This is a genomic window from Streptomyces sp. MMS24-W38 (assembly GCF_059889265.1).
Genome location: NZ_JCBCPP010000001.1, coordinates 6328810 through 6346189 on the forward strand (window position 1 = coordinate 6328810; position 17380 = coordinate 6346189).

A 17380-nucleotide genomic window follows, 5' to 3' on the forward strand; every position below is an offset into this window, starting at 1 on the left:
CACGCCGACGCCTCGTGCGACGTGCCGTACGCGTCAGCCGTCGCCGGCCGGTCCCGTCCCGGCCCTCGTGGGCAGGTCGTCGGTGAACCGGTGCCCGTGGTGGTCGAGGAGCCAGCGGCCGAACAGGGAGCCGCCGAAGATGACGAATCCCACGCCGATGAGCCACGACTCGACGATGAGGACGACACCGACCGTGCCGTAGCTGATCGCGTTCTCGACGATCAGCGGTGTGAAGACGAAGTAGGAGAAGCCCCGCAGACCGATCAGACCCGCCATGGTGGCGATCGCGCCCGGCAGCAGGTGCCACCAGCGGACCTGGCCGCCCAGCAGGAAGCGCTGCCCCCACCAGAAGAACAGGACGCCGGTCACCAGCGAGAGGGCGATCCGCTCAGGCCCATGCAAGGTGTGGCGGGTCAGCACTTCCTGGTAGAGGAACGCGGTCAGGACGCACAGCCAGGTCGCCTGCCGCCAGATCCGGTGCCACGGCCCGGGAGGCAGGTCCCATATCCGCTCGTAGCCGTTCTGGATGCTCCCACCGAACGGGACACCGAACACGGCGAGTGCCAGCCCGCCCCACACGCTGGTGGTGCCGACCACCTCGCGCGGCGGGCTGATGATGTCCGCGAGTACACGCGCGGACCGGCCGGACAGGCCCATGCCGTCCGCGAGCCAGGCCGCGAAGCCGCCCCGCCCGAGCGGATCGGCGGCGGCGACCACGATGAGCAGGGGCGCCAGCGTGACCAGTGCCAGCGTGGCGAACCCCAGGGCGCGGTGCATCAGCTCCAGGTCACGGCCGCGCCGCAGCAGGATGTGGGCACCCAGCCACTCCCATCCGTGCCGGAGCGTGCGCAGGTGACGCCTCACGGTGCGCTCCTTCGTCGACTCGCGTACACGCGCCTGTGTCACCTGGCGGCAGGCGGGACAAACCTGGACGCAGCCGTCGTGGTGGGCGGGGCCGCGGACGAGCGTGGTGATGCCGCCTCAGCGGCCGAGGGAGGGAAACGTGCTGTCTCCTCGTACGCGCGGCACCAGGAGGGGACCGCGCCCGCCTGGTGCGCGGCACAGCACCGGCGTACCCGCGCCGCCGCGAGCCGAGGGGGACGTCGACGTCGCTTCCTCGGCGGAACCGCGGCCACGGCGCGCAGCCGGACCGCCGCTGGACCGGGTGCCCGCCGCCGGGCGGGAGCCGGCACCCCGCACCGACCGCGACACCCGGGGCCGGGCCCGTCGCCGGGTGTGCGGAGGCCGCGGGACAGGGTGTCGGACCTGCCGGACCGGTGGAGTCCGTGGGCCGTACCGGCTCTGCCGCGCCACGGGGACCGCACGACGAGCGCGCCGGCCGGTCCGCCCGGCCGGTGACCCGCACCCGCGTCTCCTCGCCGTCTCCCGCACACGGCTCGCTCGCCAGGAGCGCCTCGCGGAGCCGGTCGAAACAGCGCCTCAGAATGCGCGACACCTGCATCTGGGAGACGCCGACGGCATCCGCGATCTGCTGCTGGGTGCGCTCCCGGTAGAAACGCAGGTAGAGGACCTGGCGGTCACGCTCCGGCAGTCGCTTCACCAGGGAAGCCAGGGACACGGTGTCGACGACCCGGCCGAGCGCCGGGTCCTCGGCACCGACCAGGCAGGCGAGCGAGGCCTCCTGGCCGTGCCCGGTGGGCTCGTCGAGGGAACGCGGACGGCATTCGTGCACCGCCCGCAGCGTGGCCAGCACGCGGCCTCGCCCGAGCCCGGTGTGCTCGGCGATCTGCTCCGAGGTGGGCGAGCAGCCGCCGAGCCGCTGTTCGAGCTCCTCGACGGCCTGGAAGATCTGGCCGCTCGCCTCCTGGAGGGGCCGGGGCAGCCGTACGGCGGTCGTGCGGTCGCGCAGGTGCCGCCGGAGCTCACCGGTGACCGTGGGAAGCGCGTACGACAGGAAGGCGTGGCCCAGGGTGGGGTCGTAGCCGTCGACGGCCTTGATCAGTCCCAGGGACGCGACCTGGAGGAGATCGTCGAATTCCTCCCCCTGGCGTCGGAAGCGGTGCGTGACGCGGTGGGCCATCGGCAGCAGCAGACGGATGACGTGGTCCCGAAGGGCGGCCCGCCGCAGTCCCGGCGGGTGCTCCGAGAGCTCGCGCAGCAGCGCGTCGAGTTGCTCCGGGGACGGCTCCGGTACGGCGGCGTCGCGCGTCCGGATCACGCCGGCGGCTGAGGTGGACATGGGCCTCTGGGGGGAGGGGGCGGGCCTGCTGGGAGACGATCTTCGGGCGTGGACAGCCACCCCACCAGGGAACCGTGGTGTCCACGTCAGTCTCGGAGTCACCCTTCGGCCGGTCTTCGAAACACGGCCTGCGCCGCGTGCGGGACATCTGTCCGTCCCGCGGGTGACGTCAGGCGCCGACCAGTTGCGCTCCCGGGCCGGTATGTGCTGCCCGCCCGGGCCTGAGGCACGCCACCCTCCGTGTCGAGGCAACCGACGCGTGAGGCGACCGCCCGCCCGCACCGTCCGCCCCGGGTGCCGGAGCGGACGGTGCGGGAGCGCCTTGTGTCACCGGCCCGGTGGCGGCCTGGCGGCCGTGGCCTACCAGCGGTTGCGGTGCACGACCTCTTCGACCGGACGGCGGCTCACCGGACCGAACCTGCCGCGCGGCCACCCCACCGGGACGGCCGCGAAGGTGTTCATGTCGCCGGGAATGCCGAGGGCCGCCTTCCACTCGTCCTCCAGCATCAGGTGCCAGATGGTGATGTTGGCGGCCAGGCCCAGGCCCCGCGCGGCGAGCAGCAGGTTCTGCACGCCCGGGTAGACGCAGGAACCCTCCGCGAGGGCGGCGAAACGCTCCTGGATCCGCCCCATGCGTGCCGTCCCCTCGGCGCCGAGCTCCTCGGCGTAGCGCCGCATGCCCTCATCCTCGATCCTCGGCTCCGGGAACCGGTAGCAGGGGATGACCAGTGCCGGGGTCTCGGCGAAGTGGTCGCGCTGGTACTCGATGGCGGCGACCATGCGTCCGTACGCGGCCTCGTCCATGCCGGCGGGGGCGTACTTGCCGGTCGTGGCCAGGTAGGCGTCCACGCAACGCTTCCACAGCGGGGCGAGGCCGGCCATGACCGCGGGGTCGGTGACGACGACGTACTCGTACCGCTGCATGTTGCCGCCGCTGGGGCCCCAGACGGCCGCCTGTATCAGCCGGTCCAGGAGCTCGTCGGGCACCGGGTCGGGCCGCAGGCGCCGCATGGCCCGCATGGTGGACATGGTCGCGAAGAGGGCCGGTTCGGCGGTGTCGCTGGCCGGTGCCCCGGAGAGGGTGGCTTCAGAGGTCATGATCGTGAGTGTAGGGACGGCGCGCCCCGTCCGGACCACCAGGTCACGTGTGCGTCGTCGTGCCGGGAGGAGTCATCTGCCGCAGAACCACTCGCTTTTGATGCCCCGTCACCGGACTGGTCGAAGAGCGGACGGAGGTGATCCCGGCCGACAGGACGACAGCGGCCCTGAGACACGGACGGCCCGCCGAGGCACCCGCCCCGGCGGGCCGTCGTTCATGCCTCGGGCACCGGGACCCGCCCGCGTTTGTCATGTGCGCAGGTGGGGACTCGGAGCCCATGACTGCGAAGCCACGTCGCCGCCGGATGCAGCAGAACCGAGTGCTGTCGCTCCTGGACCGTCTGGAACGGGCGCCCTGGGCGGACCCGGCGATCGACGCTCTTCGGTCGGCGGTCCGCTCCCTGCCGCTGGGGCGCGGACGGGACGTGCTGCACGGCAAATGGCTGGGGCACCCGCTCCATCCGCTGATGGTGCAGGTGCCGGTCGGGAGCTGGCTGTCCGCGGCGGTGCTGGACACCGTGCCCGGCCGCTCCCGCGAGGCGGGACTGCTCGTCGGGGTCGGCCTGGCCGCGGCCGCGCCCTCCGCGCTGGCGGGCGCCGTCGACTGGGCGGAGTTGCACCGCGAGCAGGCGCGCGTGGGGCTGGTGCACGCCATGGCGAACTGGGCGGCCGTGGGCCTGTACGCGACCTCGCTCACCTGCCGCCTCAAGGGGCGTACGGGGGCCGGCCGGGTGTACGGCTTCCTGGGGCTGACGGCGGTGGGGCTCGGCGGCATGCTGGGCGGCCACCTGGCCTACCGCCAGGCGTCCGGAGCCAACCATGCGGAAGAGGTTCCGCACGTCGTCCGGGCGGGCTGGCACCGGATCGGTGCCGTGGCCGAGTTTCCGGCCGGGCAGCCCGTGCGGCGCGTCGTGGACGATGTGCCGGTCCTGGTGGTCCGTGAATCCGGCGGGGTGATCCACGCACTGGCCGAGCGGTGCAGCCATCTCGCCGGTCCGCTGTCCGAGGGCACGGTCGCCGACGGATGTGTCCGGTGCCCGTGGCACGGCAGTGTCTTCCGTCTCTCGGACGGCTGGAACGTCCGCGGTCCGGCCACCGCGCCGCAGCCCGCCTTCGACACCCGGGTCCTCGACGGGCATGTCGAGGTGCGTCTGCGTCGGGCCGACCGGGAAGCGGACGGCGAGTGGAGCGGGAGCGGAGTGGCCCGGGCCAGTGGGTACGTCGGCTGACAGCCGCTCCGCCTGACGGATCGACGGGCTTTCGCGGCGCACACGAAGTTACTTTCCGGGGCAGGAAGCCCCCCTGGGCGGCTGTCCAGCGGCCGTGGCGGGACGAACTGGATCTCGACGTGCCGTAGTCCGCCCGCCCCGAGGAGCCGTCCCAACCGGCAGCGCTGCACGCCCGGCCCGACGATGGTGTCGAGTTCGCCGTTCTCCCGTAGCCATTGCTCGACCTCGGCCAGGGGCGACCGAGGGCTGACGTCCGTGCCGCCGACGCGTGTGGGGAAGGAGCCGTGACGCCGCCGCCAGTTGTTCACCGCGGCACGCCCCACCGGGTCTGCGGTAGTGGATGGGGTGCAGGCGGTGCTCGTGAAGGCGCTCTCTCCGCTCTGGCGAACATCTTCCCTGTCCGTGCTCGACGAGCACCCGCCCCTGGCCCGGAAGCCGGGTAACGTCCACCTCACCCTTTGGTGCCCCGGCGGTCGACGCGCCCGGAAGGCCGCGGGTGCCACCGTTCGGCCAGCCAGGAGGCGGTGAGGAAGACCGGCAGAGTCACCCCGATCAGCAGCGCGCAGCCGGTGAACGCGCTCGCCAGGAAATGGCCGCCCACCCGCGCCACGCCTTGGTAGTAGCCGACCACCACGCCCATCAGCAGCACGTAGCCGCCGACAGCGGTGCCGGCCACTTTGCGGATCAGACCGGGCCAACCCCGCTTGCCGGTGGGCACGGGCCGTACCGTGTCTCGGCGCAGGACCCGCAAACCGAGGGCCAGGTACCCCATGACCAGCAGATAGCCGGCCAGCATGAGGGCGATGTTCAGATGCAGGGGGATCAGGGAAGGTCCCTCCTTCCGGTGCGGGACTGATCTCCACACCCCTCAGTGTCCGTCCCGGAGCAGGAAGTGCCACCCGCGGACGAAAGCATGCCAGCCGAACCACAGCCACAGCGCGAACAGGGCCCACCGCCCCACCGGATAGCGCATGACCGCGCGCAGTGTGTCACTGAGGGTGGGGAACGCGTCGCCGGCCCGCAGCAGGCCGACGCCCTCCCAGGCGAACAGGGTGCCGAACAGAACCGCCCAGACCAGATAACCGATCACCGGATGCTCCGCCACCATGACCTCCCACATCCATGCACGCCTGTCTGGCGGCCGTCCCCCATGGTTCCGCCTCGACAAGGGTCCGTATCGGTTCCAGCAGCGCACGGCGGGTCGGGCGATGCCGTGATCAGGGGGCCCGCGCCCGTCTCCTCGCCCAGGATTCCTGCGCCGCCCACCGCGCGATTCCGTTCACACCGCCTTCGTCGCCACCGGCCGCGCATCGGGCCTCCCCCGGTGGCCGAAGGCGTGATGCTCGCTCACCATTGCGGCGAGAGCACGCGAGACCTTCGGCACATGGGACGGTTCCGATGGATGGTCCGGTGGACGCGGAGCGGGAACGCTCCGGGAGCGGCGGGGCCGGGACAGGCCTGGACCGCAGGCGGTTCCTCGGGGTGACCGCGGCGGCCGGCGTCTGGACCGCGGGCACGGCGCTGACCGGCTGCGACACGGCGTCCGGCGGTGACCCGGACGCACCGGCCGGCTCGCCCGAGGCTTCCCGCCCGGGCGAATCCGGCTGGCGTATCCGTTCAAAGGGCCCGCCCGAGGCCGTTCTCGGCTACACCGACAAAGCGAGCGTTCTGCCGGGGGAGGACTTCGGGCTGTACGTGTCCACCACTGCGCCGGGGTTCCGTGTCTCGGCGTACCGGATGGGCTGGTACAGAGGCGCGCAGGCCCGCCTGGTCTGGCGCTCCGACAGGGTGGCCGGGCGCGTCCAGAGAGAGCCGGATCTGGCTCCGAGGACGCGCACGGTACGGGCGGGCTGGAAGCGTACGGTCCTCGTCCACACCGACGGCTGGCCGGAGGGCGCCTACTTGCTCCGTCTCGACGCTTCGAGCGGCCACCAGCGGTACGTCCCCCTGATCGTCCGCTCGGCGACCGCCAGGGGGAGGACCCTGCTGATCCATGCGCCGGCGACCTGGCAGGCGTACAACCTGTGGGGCGGCTACAGCCTTTACGAGGGCGACGACGGGTCGTACGGGACGCGTTCCCTCGCCGTCTCCTTCGCCCGGCCCTACGACAACGACGGAGCCGAGAAGTTCCTGGTGTACGAGCGGGCCGTGGTCGTCCTCGCGGAGCGGCTGGGCATACCGCTGGCGTACACCACCGGCGTCGACATCCACCGCGACCCGGCGGTGCTGCGGGGTGTCGTGTCCGCGGTCACGCTCGGCCACGACGAGTACTGGACACCCCAGCAGCGGCAGTCCATGACCCGGGCCCGCGACGCCGGAACCAACCTAGCCTTCCTCGGCGCCAACACCTGCTTCCGCCGGATCAGGCTCGAGGACGGAAACCGCACCGTGGTCTGCTACAAGACCGACTACCGCCACGATCCCCTGTATCCCCGCCATGGTGCCCTGGTGACCACCGACTTCCGCCAGATACCCGATCCCGACCCGGAATCGTCCTTGACGGGGGTCCTCTACGAGGGCTATCCCGTGAACGCCCCCTATGTCGTCCGCAACGCCGGTCACTGGCTCTTCGCGGGCACCGGAGTCAAGCGGGGCGACTCCTTCGCCCATCTCGTCGGCGTCGAGTACGACCGCGTCACCCCGGGGTCGCTTCCGGACGCGCCGATCGAGATCATCGCCCACTCCCCCCTGGTCTGCAACGGCAGGAGAAGCCACTCCGATTCGGCGTACTACACGGTGCCGAGCGGGGCCGGTGTCTTCGCGTCCGGGACGATGCGGTGGGTCGAGGGCCTCATGGCCGGGACGGGGGAGAACGGCCGCAACCACGGCATGGACGCGCGTACCGGGGCCTTCGTGACCCGCACCACCGAGAACCTGTTCCGGGCCTTCGCGGAGGGGCCGGCCGCCAAGACCAGGCCGGCACCTCGCGACAACGTGCGCGAGGTCTACGGCTCGACCTGAGACGGACGCGCACGCGCCGACCGGCCGACCGACCGACCCGAAGTCGGCCCCGGTCACGCCGAGGTCTCCGCCGGCCCGTTCGATCCGGCGGTCCCCGCGCAGGACCGTCCGGCCTTCCTCGTACGAGCCGATCACGGCGAAGGAGCCGTGGGGGCATCGGGGTTGTCGGGATGCGCGGAGAACCTGAACACCGCTTCCGGTACACCGCCGCCGGACGAGGTGATGTCCAGCCCGAGCCGGGTCCTGCCCTGGTTGCGGAGGTGGCTGCCCCGCCGGGTGCCCACCACCGGCGGCTCCTCGGGGGGCGGGCGCCTCGGCGGACCGGGCCGGCCCGGCCGCGGCCGACGGTCGATCCGCCGGGCCTCAGCCCGTCCCCTGCCGGGCGGGGGATCGCTCCACGGCGTTGTCCAGACGAGTGATGACGGCCGGCACGTCATCACTCCCGGTGCTCCGGATCAGCCGCAGGGCAGGCCGGACGAGGCCGCCCGGTCGCGCTGTCGACCGTGCGAGCACGGCGGCCCGGACGTCGAGCCGCCGGATGGTGGCCTCACGCTCCTCCTCGTTGCGGCCGGCAAGCAGGACGGCGTCGTACCACGCCTCCTCGCGGGGCTGACGGGCACGGTCAGTCGTGGACGGCAGGCAGCACCCGGCCTGTGCACTCCCCGAGCGCGATGACGCTGCCGTCGGGGCCGGGGGCGGTGGCCCGCATGCCGACCTCGTCACCGTCCCGGAGGAAGGTGAACTCGCTGCCGTCCTTGAGGGTGAGAGGCTCCGAGCCTCCCCAGCAGATCTCGAGGAACGATCCGCGCTGGTCGCGTTCCGGCCCGGAGACGGTGCCCCCGGCGAAGAAGTCGCCCGCGCGCAGGCCCGCCCCGTTGACCGTCATGTGGGCCAGCATCTGGGCAGCGGTCCAGTAGGTCTCGGCGAAGGGGGCTGTCGAGACCACCTCGCCGTTGAGGGAGATCTCGATCTGCAGGTCGAAGCACCACGGGTCGGCGTCGCTGTCGTCGAGGTACGCCGAAAGCGGGGTGTCCCGGGGCGGCGGCGCGACGCGGGCTCCCGCCAGGGCGGCGAGCGGAGTGACCCAGGGCGAGACGGTGGTGCGGAAGGACTTGCCGAGGTTGGGGCCGAGGGGGACGTACTCGAAGCTCTGGATGTCGCGCGCCGACCAGTCGTTGGTGAGGGTGAGTCCGAAGATGTGCTGCTCGGCCTCGGCGAGCGGCACACGTCCCCCGGGCACCGGGGAGCCGAGCACGAAGCCGACCTCGGCCTCGATGTCGAGGCGCCGGCTGGGGCCGAAGCTGGGCGCCCCCTCGGGTTCGGTCCGCACTCCCTGCGGGCGCGGGAAGTCCGATCCGCTGGGGGCGATGGTGCCGGCCCGGCCGTGGTAGCCGATCGGGAGGTGCTTCCAGTTCGCGGTCAGCGGCTCCATGTGCGGGCGGAAGATCCTGCCGACGTTGCGGGCGTGGAACTCGTTGCCGTAGAAGTCCACGTAGTCGGCGACGGTGAACGGCAGGCCGAGCGTCGTTTCCGTCACCGGCACGGCCAGCGCGACGACCGCGTCGGTGTGTCCGGGGTCCCGCAGCACCGCCTGCAGAGCGGCACGCACTTCGTCCCACACCGCCTTGGAGCGGGCCAGCAGCCCGTCCAGGGAAGGCGAGTCGACGGCTTTCCGCGCGGTGGCGCTCAGCTCTCCGCCGACGAGGGCCAGCACGGCCGCCACGTCGAGGACGCTCTCTCCGAGCCGTACGCCGAGCCGGGGCGCCGCGTCCCCGGCAGTGAACGACCCGTAGGGAAGGTGTTCGACACCGTTGCCGACGGTGCCCAGGGCCGCCGCGGCACTGTCGGGGTGCGGGGTGTTCATGCGTGACCTCCGTGAGGGGTGGGAAGAAGGGCTGGGTCCAGGAGGCCGAGTTCGACGAGGGACTCGACCGGCTCGAGGATGCTGCAGGTGCCGAAGGACTCGAACGTTGTGCGCCATCCCGCGTCGGTCTCCCGGTAGGCGTGGCGGACCTCGTCACGACCCTCCAGCGACAGCATCCGCACGACCTCCGTCAGGGGCGCGCCCCGCTGCGCCGCGGCGGTGGCGAGGGCGATGTTGAGGAAGCCGTGGTGCGGGAACCCGGTTGCGGGTCCGACGTGCCGGACGGCCCGGTGGAGTCCGGCCGTCAGCTTGTACGGCACTCGGGCCGCGGCTGCCGCGGCGATGACCGTGGCGAGCTGCTCGGCGGTGGGGAACAGCGCGGCGTCGAGGCCGCCTGTCCGGAACTTCAGACGTGCCGGAGTTCCGGCGAGGGAGGCGACTCCTCCGTCCCGCACGGCGGCAGCGGACAGCTCGACGTGGACTGTGCAGCGGGACGTCGCGGCGAGGTCCACCGCCGCACGCAGCTGGTCGCGCCACCGCTCGTCGGTCTTCACCTCCAGGCCGCAGACCACCAGTCCTTCCGGGGGGTCCTCGGCGAGGCGGCGAGCCTCGTCGAGCGCACCGGGGGCCACGACCAGTCCCGCCCGAAGCGGTTCGCTCGCGGGACCGAGGCCGGGTTCGGTGCTCGTGGTCCGGGCGAGCCGTGCGGCGACGGGAACCCGGTCGGCCGTCAGCAGGAGTGGTCCGACCAGCGCCGCCAGGGGCGTGGACCGCCGGGCCAGGTGTGCTCGTACGGCGTCCGGCAGGGTGGCGGAGCCCGGAGGGAACACCGCGGCGTCGTCGAAGAAGCCGGCGAACGCCGGGTCGGTCGTCGTCACGCGAGCCACCGCCCGCCGCTCCAGGACGACGCGTAGGCCTTGTCCTCGGTCTCCAGACCGGCCTCACCCAGCTGAAGCGGCCGGAAGGTGTCGACCATGACGCCGGTTTCGTCGAAGTAGTCCTTGCCGAGACTGGCCTCGATCGCGCCGGGCTGCGGCCCGTGCGGATGGCCGCCCGGATGGAAGGAGACCGAGCCGATACCGATGCCGGAACCCTTGCGGGCCTCGTAGTCGCCCCCGACGTAGAACATGACCTCGTCGGAGTCGACGTTGGAGTGGTAGTAGGGCACCGGCACCGCCTTCTCGTGGTAGTCCACCTTGCGCGGCACGAAGTTGCAGATCACGAAGTTGTCGCCCTCGAAGACCTGGTGGACCGGCGGCGGCTGGTGCACCTTGCCGGTGACCGGCATGAAGGCGGCGATGTTGAACGTGTACGGGTACAGGCAGCCGTCCCAGCCCACCACGTCGAACGGATGATGGGGCAGGGTGTGGATGCTGCCGGTGATCCCCGCCGGGCCCCGGTGCTTGATGTGGACGTCGACGTCCGTCGCGTCGGCAAGGAGCGGCTCGGACGGTCCCCGCAGGTCGCGTTCGCAGTACGGGGCGTGCTCGAGCAACTGCCCGTACTTCGACAGGTATCGCCTGGGCGGCGCGATGTGGCCGTTCGCCTCGATGGCGTAGAGCCGGACCTCCCGGCCCTCCTCCACGACCCACCGGTGCGTGGTGGCGCGCGGGATCACGACGTAGTCGCCCTGCCGGACCGGCAACGCGCCGAAGACGGTCTCGACGACGGCCTCACCGGCCTCGACGTAGACGCACTCGTCGCCGAGCGCGTTGCGGTAGAGCGGCGAGGCGGCGCCGGCCGCGACGTAGGAGATGCGGACGTCCTCGTTGCCGAGCACGAGACGACGACCCGTGACGGCGTCGGTCCTGGCGGTGGTCGAGGCGTCCACGAGGTCGTGCAGCTTCAGGTGCCGGGGCAGCAACGGGTCGTTGGGGGTGAGCGTCTGGTCGGGAAGCTCCCAACGCCGTGCTCCCACCACCGCGGACGGGATGTGGCGGTGGTAAAGGAGGGAGGAGTCGGAGGAGAACCCTTCCTCACCCATCAGTTCCTCGTAGTAGAGGTCCCCGGTGTCCGACCGAAACACGGTGTGCCGGACCGGTGGCACCTCACCGAGCGAACGGTAGTACGCCATCAGGTGCTCCTTGGTGATCGTTCAGCGGTGATGCGCTCCGAGCATGGGAGCGTGCCTGTCGAAGGCGCAAAGCCGCCCGTGAACCCCCGGACGCCTCGTCGCGGTGTCTTCTCCCAGCGGATTTCCCGCTCATCACGCGCGCGAGGCGGGGCTCGTCAGGCCGTCGGGGCTGCTGATCCGGCCCGGTGAGACCGTTCACGTCGACATGGAAACGACATGTTCGACGTGTCAGAGTCTGGGTCAGGTCCTCGGTGACCAGGGCCACAGCAACGTTGTGCCGGCAACGCCGGGAGAGGAGGTCGATGCCGTGATGACACGTGACATCGGCGACGATCCCCGTGCCCGTCGTCTGCGGACGGGCGCCGCTTCGGTCTTCCCGGTGCCGAACCAGCGCCTGGCGGTGGTCGACCTGGGGCGTGAACTGCACACCCGACCCCATGTCGGGACGATGGCCGAGCGGCTGAACTGGAGTGTGCTGCACCTGACCGACGCCGAGGAGCTCGGGTGGGCGCTCACGGTCAACCGCCCGGCCGCCGTGCTCGTCGTCCTCGCCGCGGACCTGCCGCCCCACCCCGTGATCATCGAGCGGGTGCGCCGGGCCACGCGCGCGCCCGTCGCCGTGCTCGCCGACGTCAGCGGCCCCCAGAGCGTCGCGCTCATCTCCGCCGGAGCGGACACCGTCGTGTCCACCAGCGCCCGTGAGGAGGAGTTGGGCGCTCGCCTGCTGGCCCTGGTCCGCCGGGCGGCCGAAGGCTCCGACGCGGGCGCCCGCTACCTCGTGTCCGGGCCGCTGCGCGTCGACCTGTGGCAGCGGGAGGCCACCCTCGACACCGAGCCGGTGCGGCTGACCGGCACGGAGTTCAAGCTGCTCGTCTGCCTGATGGAGGCCGGAGGGCAGGTGGTGCCGGCCAGCCGCCTAGTCTCCCGCGTGTGGGGGTGGGCCGGTGGTGACGACGGACTCAACACCCTGCGCATCGGAGTCGGGCGGCTGCGGCGCAAGCTGGGCGACACCGTCCAGAAGCCGCGCTTCGTGCTCTCGGTGCGCGGCTCCGGCTATCGGTTCGGCGGCCAGGTCACCGAGGTGGGGGCCAGGGAGGAGGAGCGGCACGCGCCCGGGACGGGCAACGACCTGTTCCTGGCCGAGCGGCTGGCCCGGCGGTGCGAGGAGCTCGCCAGTGCGCCCGACGCCGGGTCCGCGGCGAGCCTGGTCGCCCGCTCCCTCGTCCAGGAAGGGACCGTCGACGCGGTCGGTCTGCACCTGCTGGACGGTGATCGACTGCAGCTGGTCGCCCACCACGGGTTCAGCGCCGCCTGGCAGGAGGCCGCCCAGGAACTGCGTCTGGCCGACGCCGGTTTCGCGGCCGTACGCACCCTCTCCGCGGAGGAACCGGTGCAGCTGCGCCGCTTCTCGGCCAAGGCGGGATACCCCCGCACCGCGGCGCTGGCTCGCGTGGAGCTGCCCGGCACCTACCTCTTCGTCCCGCTGCGCAGCGGTGCGTCGGTGGTCGGGACGATGGGCCTCCACCGTCATTCCTCCGAACCCTTCGGTCCGCTGAGCATCACCTACCTCAAGGCGGTCGCGGCGCTCTGCGGTGTCTGCCTGAGCGCGCGTCGGCGTACCCCGTCCACCTGATGTCCGATCACCCTTCCCGCTCCGCTTCCGCCGGCAAGCCGGCCGTGAAAGGAACCGACATGGCTGTCCTCTCCTCCTCCGCCACCGAGGCGCTGCACGATCTGCTGTCCGACGGGATGACACTGGCGGTGGGCGGGTTCGGCCTGAGCGGCATCCCCGGTGACCTGATCGACGCGGTCCGCGCCTCGGGCGTCCGCGACCTCACCGTCATCTCCAACAACATGGGGGTGGACGGGGTCGGTCTGGGCGTCCTCATCGAAGGCGGCCAGGTCCGCAAGGTCGTCGCGTCGTACGTCGGTGAGAACAGGCTCTTCGCGCGGCAGTACCTCGACGGAGCGCTCGAGGTGGAGTTCAACCCCCAGGGCACCCTGGCCGAACGACTCCGCGCGGGCGGTGCCGGCATCCCCGCCTTCTACACCCGCACCGGCGTCGGCACCGAGGTCGCGGAGGGCAAGAGGACCGAGGTCTTCGACGGAGTCGAGTACGTGCTCGAGCGTGGGCTGGTCGCCGATGTGGCGCTGGTGCGCGCCCATCGCGCGGATCCCGCCGGCAACCTCGTCTACCGCTACACCGCGCGCAACTTCAACCCGGTCGTCGCGACCGCAGGCCGGGTCACCGTGGCGGAGGTCGACGAGGTCGTCGGCGAGGGCGAGATCCATCCCGACCACGTGGTCACGCCGAGCATCTACGTGCAGCGCGTCGTACGGACCTCCAGCCGGGTCAAGCACATCGAGCAGCGCACCACGCGGCCGCGGACCGCGGTGTCCTCCTGAGCCCCGAGCACGTACCGATCACCAAGAACGAGGAGCTGTCATGAGCTGGACCCGTGACGAGATGGCGGCCATCGCCGCCTCCGAGCTGAGGGACGGTGCCTACGTCAACCTCGGCATCGGCATACCCACCCTGGTCGCCAACCATCTCCCCGAGGGAGTGAAGGTGACCCTCCAGAGCGAGAACGGGCTCCTCGGCATGGGACCGTTCCCCTACGAGGGCGAGGAGGACGCCGATCTGATCAACGCGGGCAAGCAGACCGTCACCGTCCTGCCCGGCGGCAGTGTCTTCGACTCGGCCGCCTCCTTCGCGATGATCCGCGGCGGCCACGTCGACCTCACGATCCTGGGGGCCATGCAGGTGTCCGGCCGTGGAGACCTCGCCAACTGGAGCATCCCGGGAGCCATGGTCAAGGGCATGGGCGGAGCCATGGACCTGGTCGCGGGGGCACGCCGTGTCCTCGCCCTGACGACCCATGTCGCCAAGGACGGGTCTCCCAAGATCGTCCGTGAGTGCACCCTTCCGCTGACCGGCGTGGGTGTCATTGACCGTGTCATCACCGACCTCGCGGTCTTCGACGTCGTCGAGGACCGACTGGTCCTCGTCCGGACCGCGCCCGGGGTGACGGTCGACACGCTCCGCCCGGTCACCGGGGCCGAGTTCGCCGTCGGCCTCGAGTGCGAGGTGGCGGCATGACCCTCGCCACGACCTTCGGAACCGACGTCCTCGTCTCCGGGTGGGGGCACACGCCTTTCGGCTCCCTCCGTGACCAGTCCCTCGAAGACCTCGTGCTCGCCGCCGCCCGCGGGGCGATCGTCTCGGCGGGGATCGACGCCCGGGACGTCGACGAGATCTGGTTCGGCCAGTTCAACTCCGGCCTGTGGCCCCTCGGTTTCGCCTCGTCCCTGGCCCTCCAGCTGTCCGACGACCTCTTCGGTGTGCCCGCCACCCGCGTCGAGAACGCCTGCGCCTCCGGCTCGGCGGCCGTCCATGCCGGTGTCAGGTCCCTCCTCGCCGGTACGGCGCGTACGGTCCTGGTGATCGGCGCCGAGAAGATGTCTCACGCCCCGGCGGAGCAGGTCGGAACCGCGTTGCTCGGGGCCGACTACGAACTCGCCGGCCAGGAGTCCAGCACCGGCTTCGCCGGGCTGTTCGCCAGGGTCGCCGAGGCCTACCGGCAGCGGTACGGCGACCTGGGCGACACACTGGGACGGATCGCCGCCAAGAACCACCGCAACGGTCTGGCGAATCCCTGGGCACACCTCCGCAAGGAGTTCACTCCGGAGTTCTGCAGCACGACGTCCGAGAAGAATCCCGTCGTCGCGGGCCCGTTGCGGCGCACCGACTGCTCGCCGATCTCCGACGGCGCGGCCGCCCTCGTCCTCACGACCGTCCCGAGCTCGAGCGCGGCACAGAGCCCGGTCCGGCTGACCGGCTTCGGCCAGGCGAACGACTTCCTCCCCGCGGACAAACGCGACCCGGTCGAGTTCGCCGGCAGCGTCGCCGCGTGGAACCGGGCCAGGGCCATGGCCGGCGTCGGTCTCGACGACCTCGACCTGATCGAGCTGCACGACTGCTTCACGATCGCCGAGCTGGTGATGTACGAGGCGCTCGGGATCGCCCCCCGCGGACAGGGACGCGTCGCTCTCGAGGAGGGCACCGTGTTCCGGGACGGCAGACTGCCGGTGAACCTCTCCGGCGGGCTGAAGAGCAAGGGCCACCCGGTCGGTGCCACCGGGGTCTCCCAGCACGTACTGGCCGCGATGCAGCTGTCCGGCACCGCCGGCAACATGCAGCTGTCGGGGGCTCGTCGCGCCGCCGTGCACAACATGGGCGGGCTCGCGGTCGCCAACCACGTCAGCATCCTCGAGGCGACCTGAGCGCGGGACACCCGCTCTGCCATGCTGGGCGGATGATGCACCGTCAACCGGAACCCGACGTCACCGATCTCGACTTCCCGTCCTTCGCCGAACACGCCCACAGGCGTACCAGCGAACTCGTCGAGGACATCGACCTCGAGGCGGCACGGCTGGTGCTCACTCTCCACCGTGCGGCCAGCACCGTCGTCTACGACCTGGAGTCGACCGTCCACCGGCCGGCCGGGTGGAGCTGGTCGGGCTTCCGCCTGCTCTACGTGCTCTGGGTCTCGGGTCCGCTCGAGGCCCGGCACGCGGCCCGTCTCTCCGGCATGAGCCGGCAGAGCACCTCGACGCTGTCCCAGACCCTCGAACGCCATGGACTGCTCACCCGCGCCCCCTCACCCGACGACGGCCGGTTGATCACCTATGCGCTCACCCCCGAAGGGGAACAGCGGGTCCGGGAGGTCTACCGCGCCCACAACGACCGGGAACGGTTGTGGGCGCAGGTCCTGACACCCGATGAGCGTGCCGCGGTCGTGGGCGCTCTGGGCAAGCTGCTGGCAGCCGCCGACGACCTCGAAGTACGCCGCCGCGTCGACTGATCCTCCCTGCACGGACACGCTCCGACAGCGGGGGCGCCGGTGAAAGCCCGCCGGACCCCCTTGCCGGACGTGATGCCTTCCCCCTACGGTCATCAAAGGTTTGATGACCTCTAGTCACTGGAGCCGCCATGTCCAAGCCGTTCGCTTCCACCGGTGAGACCCGGGTCAAGCAGCAGACCCTGGAAGTACTCGCCGACGGCGTCTACGCAGTCACCGCCGAGGGCGACCCCAACTTCGGTGCCGTCGAGGGAGAGGACTTCCTCGTCTGCTTCGAGGCCCTCGCCACGCCGACAGTCGCCCGCAGGACCCTGGCGAAGGTGCGTGAGCACACCGACAAGCCGGTGCGCCACCTGGTCCTGTCGCACTACCACGCGGCCCGCGTCCTCGGAGCGAGCGCGTTCGAGCCCGACGTGATCATCGCCCACGACCGGACCAAGGCGTTGATCGAGGAGCGCGGCAAGCAGGACTGGGACTCCGAGCAGGGACGCTTCCCGGTGCTCTTCGAGGACCCCGACTCCATCCCCGGACTCACCCGGCCGGACGTCACCTTCACCGACGAGCTGTCCATCGACCTCGGCGGCGACCGGGGCGAGCTGCAGCTCCTCTTCCTCGGCCGGGGGCACACGTCCGGTGACATCGCCGCCTGGCTCCCGCGCCACAAGACGCTGTTCGCGGGCGACCTGGTCGAAACCCAGGCTGCGCTCTACACCGGTGACGCCTACCACCGGGAATGGGCCACCGACACCCTCGACCGGGTCGCGGCCCTGGGCGCGGAGGTGCTGGTGGGCGGCCGGGGCGTCATCGCCCGGGGCCGGGACGAGGTCTCGGCGGCGATCGCCCAGACGCGGGGTTTCCTCACCACGCTGATCGACGCCGTCCAGGGCGTCCAGGCCCGGGGAGGCGGCCTCAAGGAAGCCTTCGAAGCCGCCCACGGCGCACTCGAGCCGCAGTACGGCACCTGGCCGATCTTCGAGCACTGCCTGCCCTTCGACGTCGCCCGGCTCTGGGAGGAGCTCTCGGGAAGCGAGCACCCGACGATCTGGACCGCGGAGCGCGACCGTGAGGTCTGGGCCCAGCTGCAGCACTGAG

General features: G+C 71.6%; 17 protein-coding genes. 8 read left to right on the forward strand and 9 right to left on the reverse strand.

Going from position 1 to position 17380, the window contains the following annotated elements; translation table 11 throughout:
* Positions 1-33: 33 nt before the first annotated feature.
* The 3 genes from AC6F7H_RS27805 to AC6F7H_RS27815 form a co-directional block, all read right to left on the reverse strand.
* Positions 34-864 (reverse strand): ribonuclease BN, encoded by an 831-nt coding sequence (locus AC6F7H_RS27805; protein WP_500759865.1) that lies wholly within the window; start codon positions 862-864, stop codon positions 34-36.
* A complete protein-coding gene (locus tag AC6F7H_RS27810) occupies positions 788-2200 on the reverse strand; it encodes a sigma-70 family RNA polymerase sigma factor (protein ID WP_500759866.1) in 1413 nt (470 codons plus the stop codon). Before AC6F7H_RS27810 ends, AC6F7H_RS27805 begins: the two co-directional genes overlap by 77 nt.
* Positions 2201-2560: 360 nt before the next feature.
* Entirely contained in the window at positions 2561-3298 is a 738-nt protein-coding gene (locus AC6F7H_RS27815) for a nitroreductase family protein (protein WP_500759868.1), read from the reverse strand.
* Between the two features lie 278 nt (positions 3299-3576).
* Here AC6F7H_RS27815 and AC6F7H_RS27820 point away from each other — a divergent pair, with 278 nt between their 5' ends.
* Entirely contained in the window at positions 3577-4527 is a 951-nt protein-coding gene (locus AC6F7H_RS27820) for a Rieske (2Fe-2S) protein (RefSeq protein ID WP_500759869.1), read from the forward strand.
* A gap of 451 nt (positions 4528-4978) precedes the next feature.
* On the opposite strand, the gene AC6F7H_RS27825 is transcribed toward AC6F7H_RS27820, so the two are convergent.
* Positions 4979-5323, reverse strand: a complete 345-nt coding sequence (locus AC6F7H_RS27825) for a DUF6256 family protein (protein WP_500759870.1) — start codon at positions 5321-5323, stop codon at positions 4979-4981.
* A 72-nt stretch (positions 5324-5395) separates the two neighbouring features.
* On the reverse strand, positions 5396-5635 hold the full coding sequence (locus AC6F7H_RS27830; protein WP_500759871.1) for a DUF6186 family protein: 240 nt from the start codon (positions 5633-5635) through the stop codon (positions 5396-5398).
* Positions 5636-5925: 290 nt separating this feature from the next.
* On the opposite strand from AC6F7H_RS27830, the gene AC6F7H_RS27835 reads away from it, so the two are divergent.
* A complete protein-coding gene (locus AC6F7H_RS27835) occupies positions 5926-7488 on the forward strand; it encodes a N,N-dimethylformamidase beta subunit family domain-containing protein (protein ID WP_500759872.1) in 1563 nt (520 codons plus the stop codon).
* Between the two features lie 131 nt (positions 7489-7619).
* On the opposite strand, the gene AC6F7H_RS27840 is transcribed toward AC6F7H_RS27835, so the two are convergent.
* From AC6F7H_RS27840 to AC6F7H_RS27855, 4 genes are all read right to left on the reverse strand, one after another.
* Complete coding sequence (locus tag AC6F7H_RS27840) at positions 7620-7775, reverse strand: hypothetical protein (protein ID WP_500759873.1); 156 nt, start codon at positions 7773-7775, stop codon at positions 7620-7622.
* Between the two features lie 335 nt (positions 7776-8110).
* On the reverse strand, positions 8111-9352 hold the full coding sequence (locus tag AC6F7H_RS27845) for a fumarylacetoacetate hydrolase family protein (protein WP_500759875.1): 1242 nt from the start codon (positions 9350-9352) through the stop codon (positions 8111-8113).
* Complete coding sequence (locus tag AC6F7H_RS27850) at positions 9349-10230, reverse strand: hypothetical protein (RefSeq protein WP_500759876.1); 882 nt, start codon at positions 10228-10230, stop codon at positions 9349-9351. The genes AC6F7H_RS27845 and AC6F7H_RS27850 overlap by 4 nt, the downstream gene beginning before the upstream one ends.
* Complete coding sequence (locus AC6F7H_RS27855; protein ID WP_500759877.1) at positions 10227-11426, reverse strand: homogentisate 1,2-dioxygenase; 1200 nt, start codon at positions 11424-11426, stop codon at positions 10227-10229. The genes AC6F7H_RS27850 and AC6F7H_RS27855 overlap by 4 nt, the downstream gene beginning before the upstream one ends.
* Positions 11427-11736: 310 nt before the next feature.
* On the opposite strand from AC6F7H_RS27855, the gene AC6F7H_RS27860 reads away from it, so the two are divergent.
* From AC6F7H_RS27860 to AC6F7H_RS27885, 6 genes are all read left to right on the forward strand, one after another.
* Positions 11737-13059, forward strand: a complete 1323-nt coding sequence (locus AC6F7H_RS27860; RefSeq protein WP_500759879.1) for a winged helix-turn-helix domain-containing protein — start codon at positions 11737-11739, stop codon at positions 13057-13059.
* A 59-nt stretch (positions 13060-13118) separates the two neighbouring features.
* Positions 13119-13832 (forward strand): CoA transferase subunit A, encoded by a 714-nt coding sequence (locus tag AC6F7H_RS27865; RefSeq protein ID WP_500759881.1) that lies wholly within the window; start codon positions 13119-13121, stop codon positions 13830-13832.
* Between the two features lie 40 nt (positions 13833-13872).
* Positions 13873-14526 carry a CoA transferase subunit B gene (locus AC6F7H_RS27870; RefSeq protein ID WP_500759882.1) on the forward strand — a complete coding sequence of 218 codons (654 nt, stop codon included), beginning with the start codon at positions 13873-13875 and terminating at the stop codon, positions 14524-14526.
* A complete protein-coding gene (locus tag AC6F7H_RS27875; RefSeq protein WP_500759884.1) occupies positions 14523-15710 on the forward strand; it encodes an acetyl-CoA acetyltransferase in 1188 nt (395 codons plus the stop codon). The genes AC6F7H_RS27870 and AC6F7H_RS27875 overlap by 4 nt, the downstream gene beginning before the upstream one ends.
* Before the next feature lie 32 nt (positions 15711-15742).
* A complete protein-coding gene (locus tag AC6F7H_RS27880; RefSeq protein WP_500759885.1) occupies positions 15743-16291 on the forward strand; it encodes a MarR family winged helix-turn-helix transcriptional regulator in 549 nt (182 codons plus the stop codon).
* A gap of 128 nt (positions 16292-16419) precedes the next feature.
* Positions 16420-17379 carry an MBL fold metallo-hydrolase gene (locus tag AC6F7H_RS27885; protein ID WP_500759886.1) on the forward strand — a complete coding sequence of 320 codons (960 nt, stop codon included), beginning with the start codon at positions 16420-16422 and terminating at the stop codon, positions 17377-17379.
* Position 17380 lies beyond the last annotated feature (1 nt).

What these genes read in the sequence shown, in the direction of transcription:
- AC6F7H_RS27810 (WP_500759866.1), bottom strand. Translation starts at nt 2,200, where the DNA reads ATGTCCACCTCAGCCGCCGGCGTGATCCGGACGCGCGACGCCGCCGTA.
- AC6F7H_RS27815 (WP_500759868.1), bottom strand. Translation starts at nt 3,298, where the DNA reads ATGACCTCTGAAGCCACCCTCTCCGGGGCACCGGCCAGCGACACCGCC.
- AC6F7H_RS27820 (WP_500759869.1), top strand. Translation starts at nt 3,577, where the DNA reads ATGACTGCGAAGCCACGTCGCCGCCGGATGCAGCAGAACCGAGTGCTG.
- AC6F7H_RS27825 (WP_500759870.1), bottom strand. Translation starts at nt 5,323, where the DNA reads ATGCTGGCCGGCTATCTGCTGGTCATGGGGTACCTGGCCCTCGGTTTG.
- AC6F7H_RS27830 (WP_500759871.1), bottom strand. Translation starts at nt 5,635, where the DNA reads ATGGTGGCGGAGCATCCGGTGATCGGTTATCTGGTCTGGGCGGTTCTG.
- AC6F7H_RS27835 (WP_500759872.1), top strand. Translation starts at nt 5,926, where the DNA reads ATGGATGGTCCGGTGGACGCGGAGCGGGAACGCTCCGGGAGCGGCGGG.
- AC6F7H_RS27845 (WP_500759875.1), bottom strand. Translation starts at nt 9,352, where the DNA reads ATGAACACCCCGCACCCCGACAGTGCCGCGGCGGCCCTGGGCACCGTC.
- AC6F7H_RS27855 (WP_500759877.1), bottom strand. Translation starts at nt 11,426, where the DNA reads ATGGCGTACTACCGTTCGCTCGGTGAGGTGCCACCGGTCCGGCACACC.
- AC6F7H_RS27860 (WP_500759879.1), top strand. Translation starts at nt 11,737, where the DNA reads ATGACACGTGACATCGGCGACGATCCCCGTGCCCGTCGTCTGCGGACG.
- AC6F7H_RS27865 (WP_500759881.1), top strand. Translation starts at nt 13,119, where the DNA reads ATGGCTGTCCTCTCCTCCTCCGCCACCGAGGCGCTGCACGATCTGCTG.
- AC6F7H_RS27870 (WP_500759882.1), top strand. Translation starts at nt 13,873, where the DNA reads ATGAGCTGGACCCGTGACGAGATGGCGGCCATCGCCGCCTCCGAGCTG.
- AC6F7H_RS27875 (WP_500759884.1), top strand. Translation starts at nt 14,523, where the DNA reads ATGACCCTCGCCACGACCTTCGGAACCGACGTCCTCGTCTCCGGGTGG.
- AC6F7H_RS27880 (WP_500759885.1), top strand. Translation starts at nt 15,743, where the DNA reads ATGATGCACCGTCAACCGGAACCCGACGTCACCGATCTCGACTTCCCG.
- AC6F7H_RS27885 (WP_500759886.1), top strand. Translation starts at nt 16,420, where the DNA reads ATGTCCAAGCCGTTCGCTTCCACCGGTGAGACCCGGGTCAAGCAGCAG.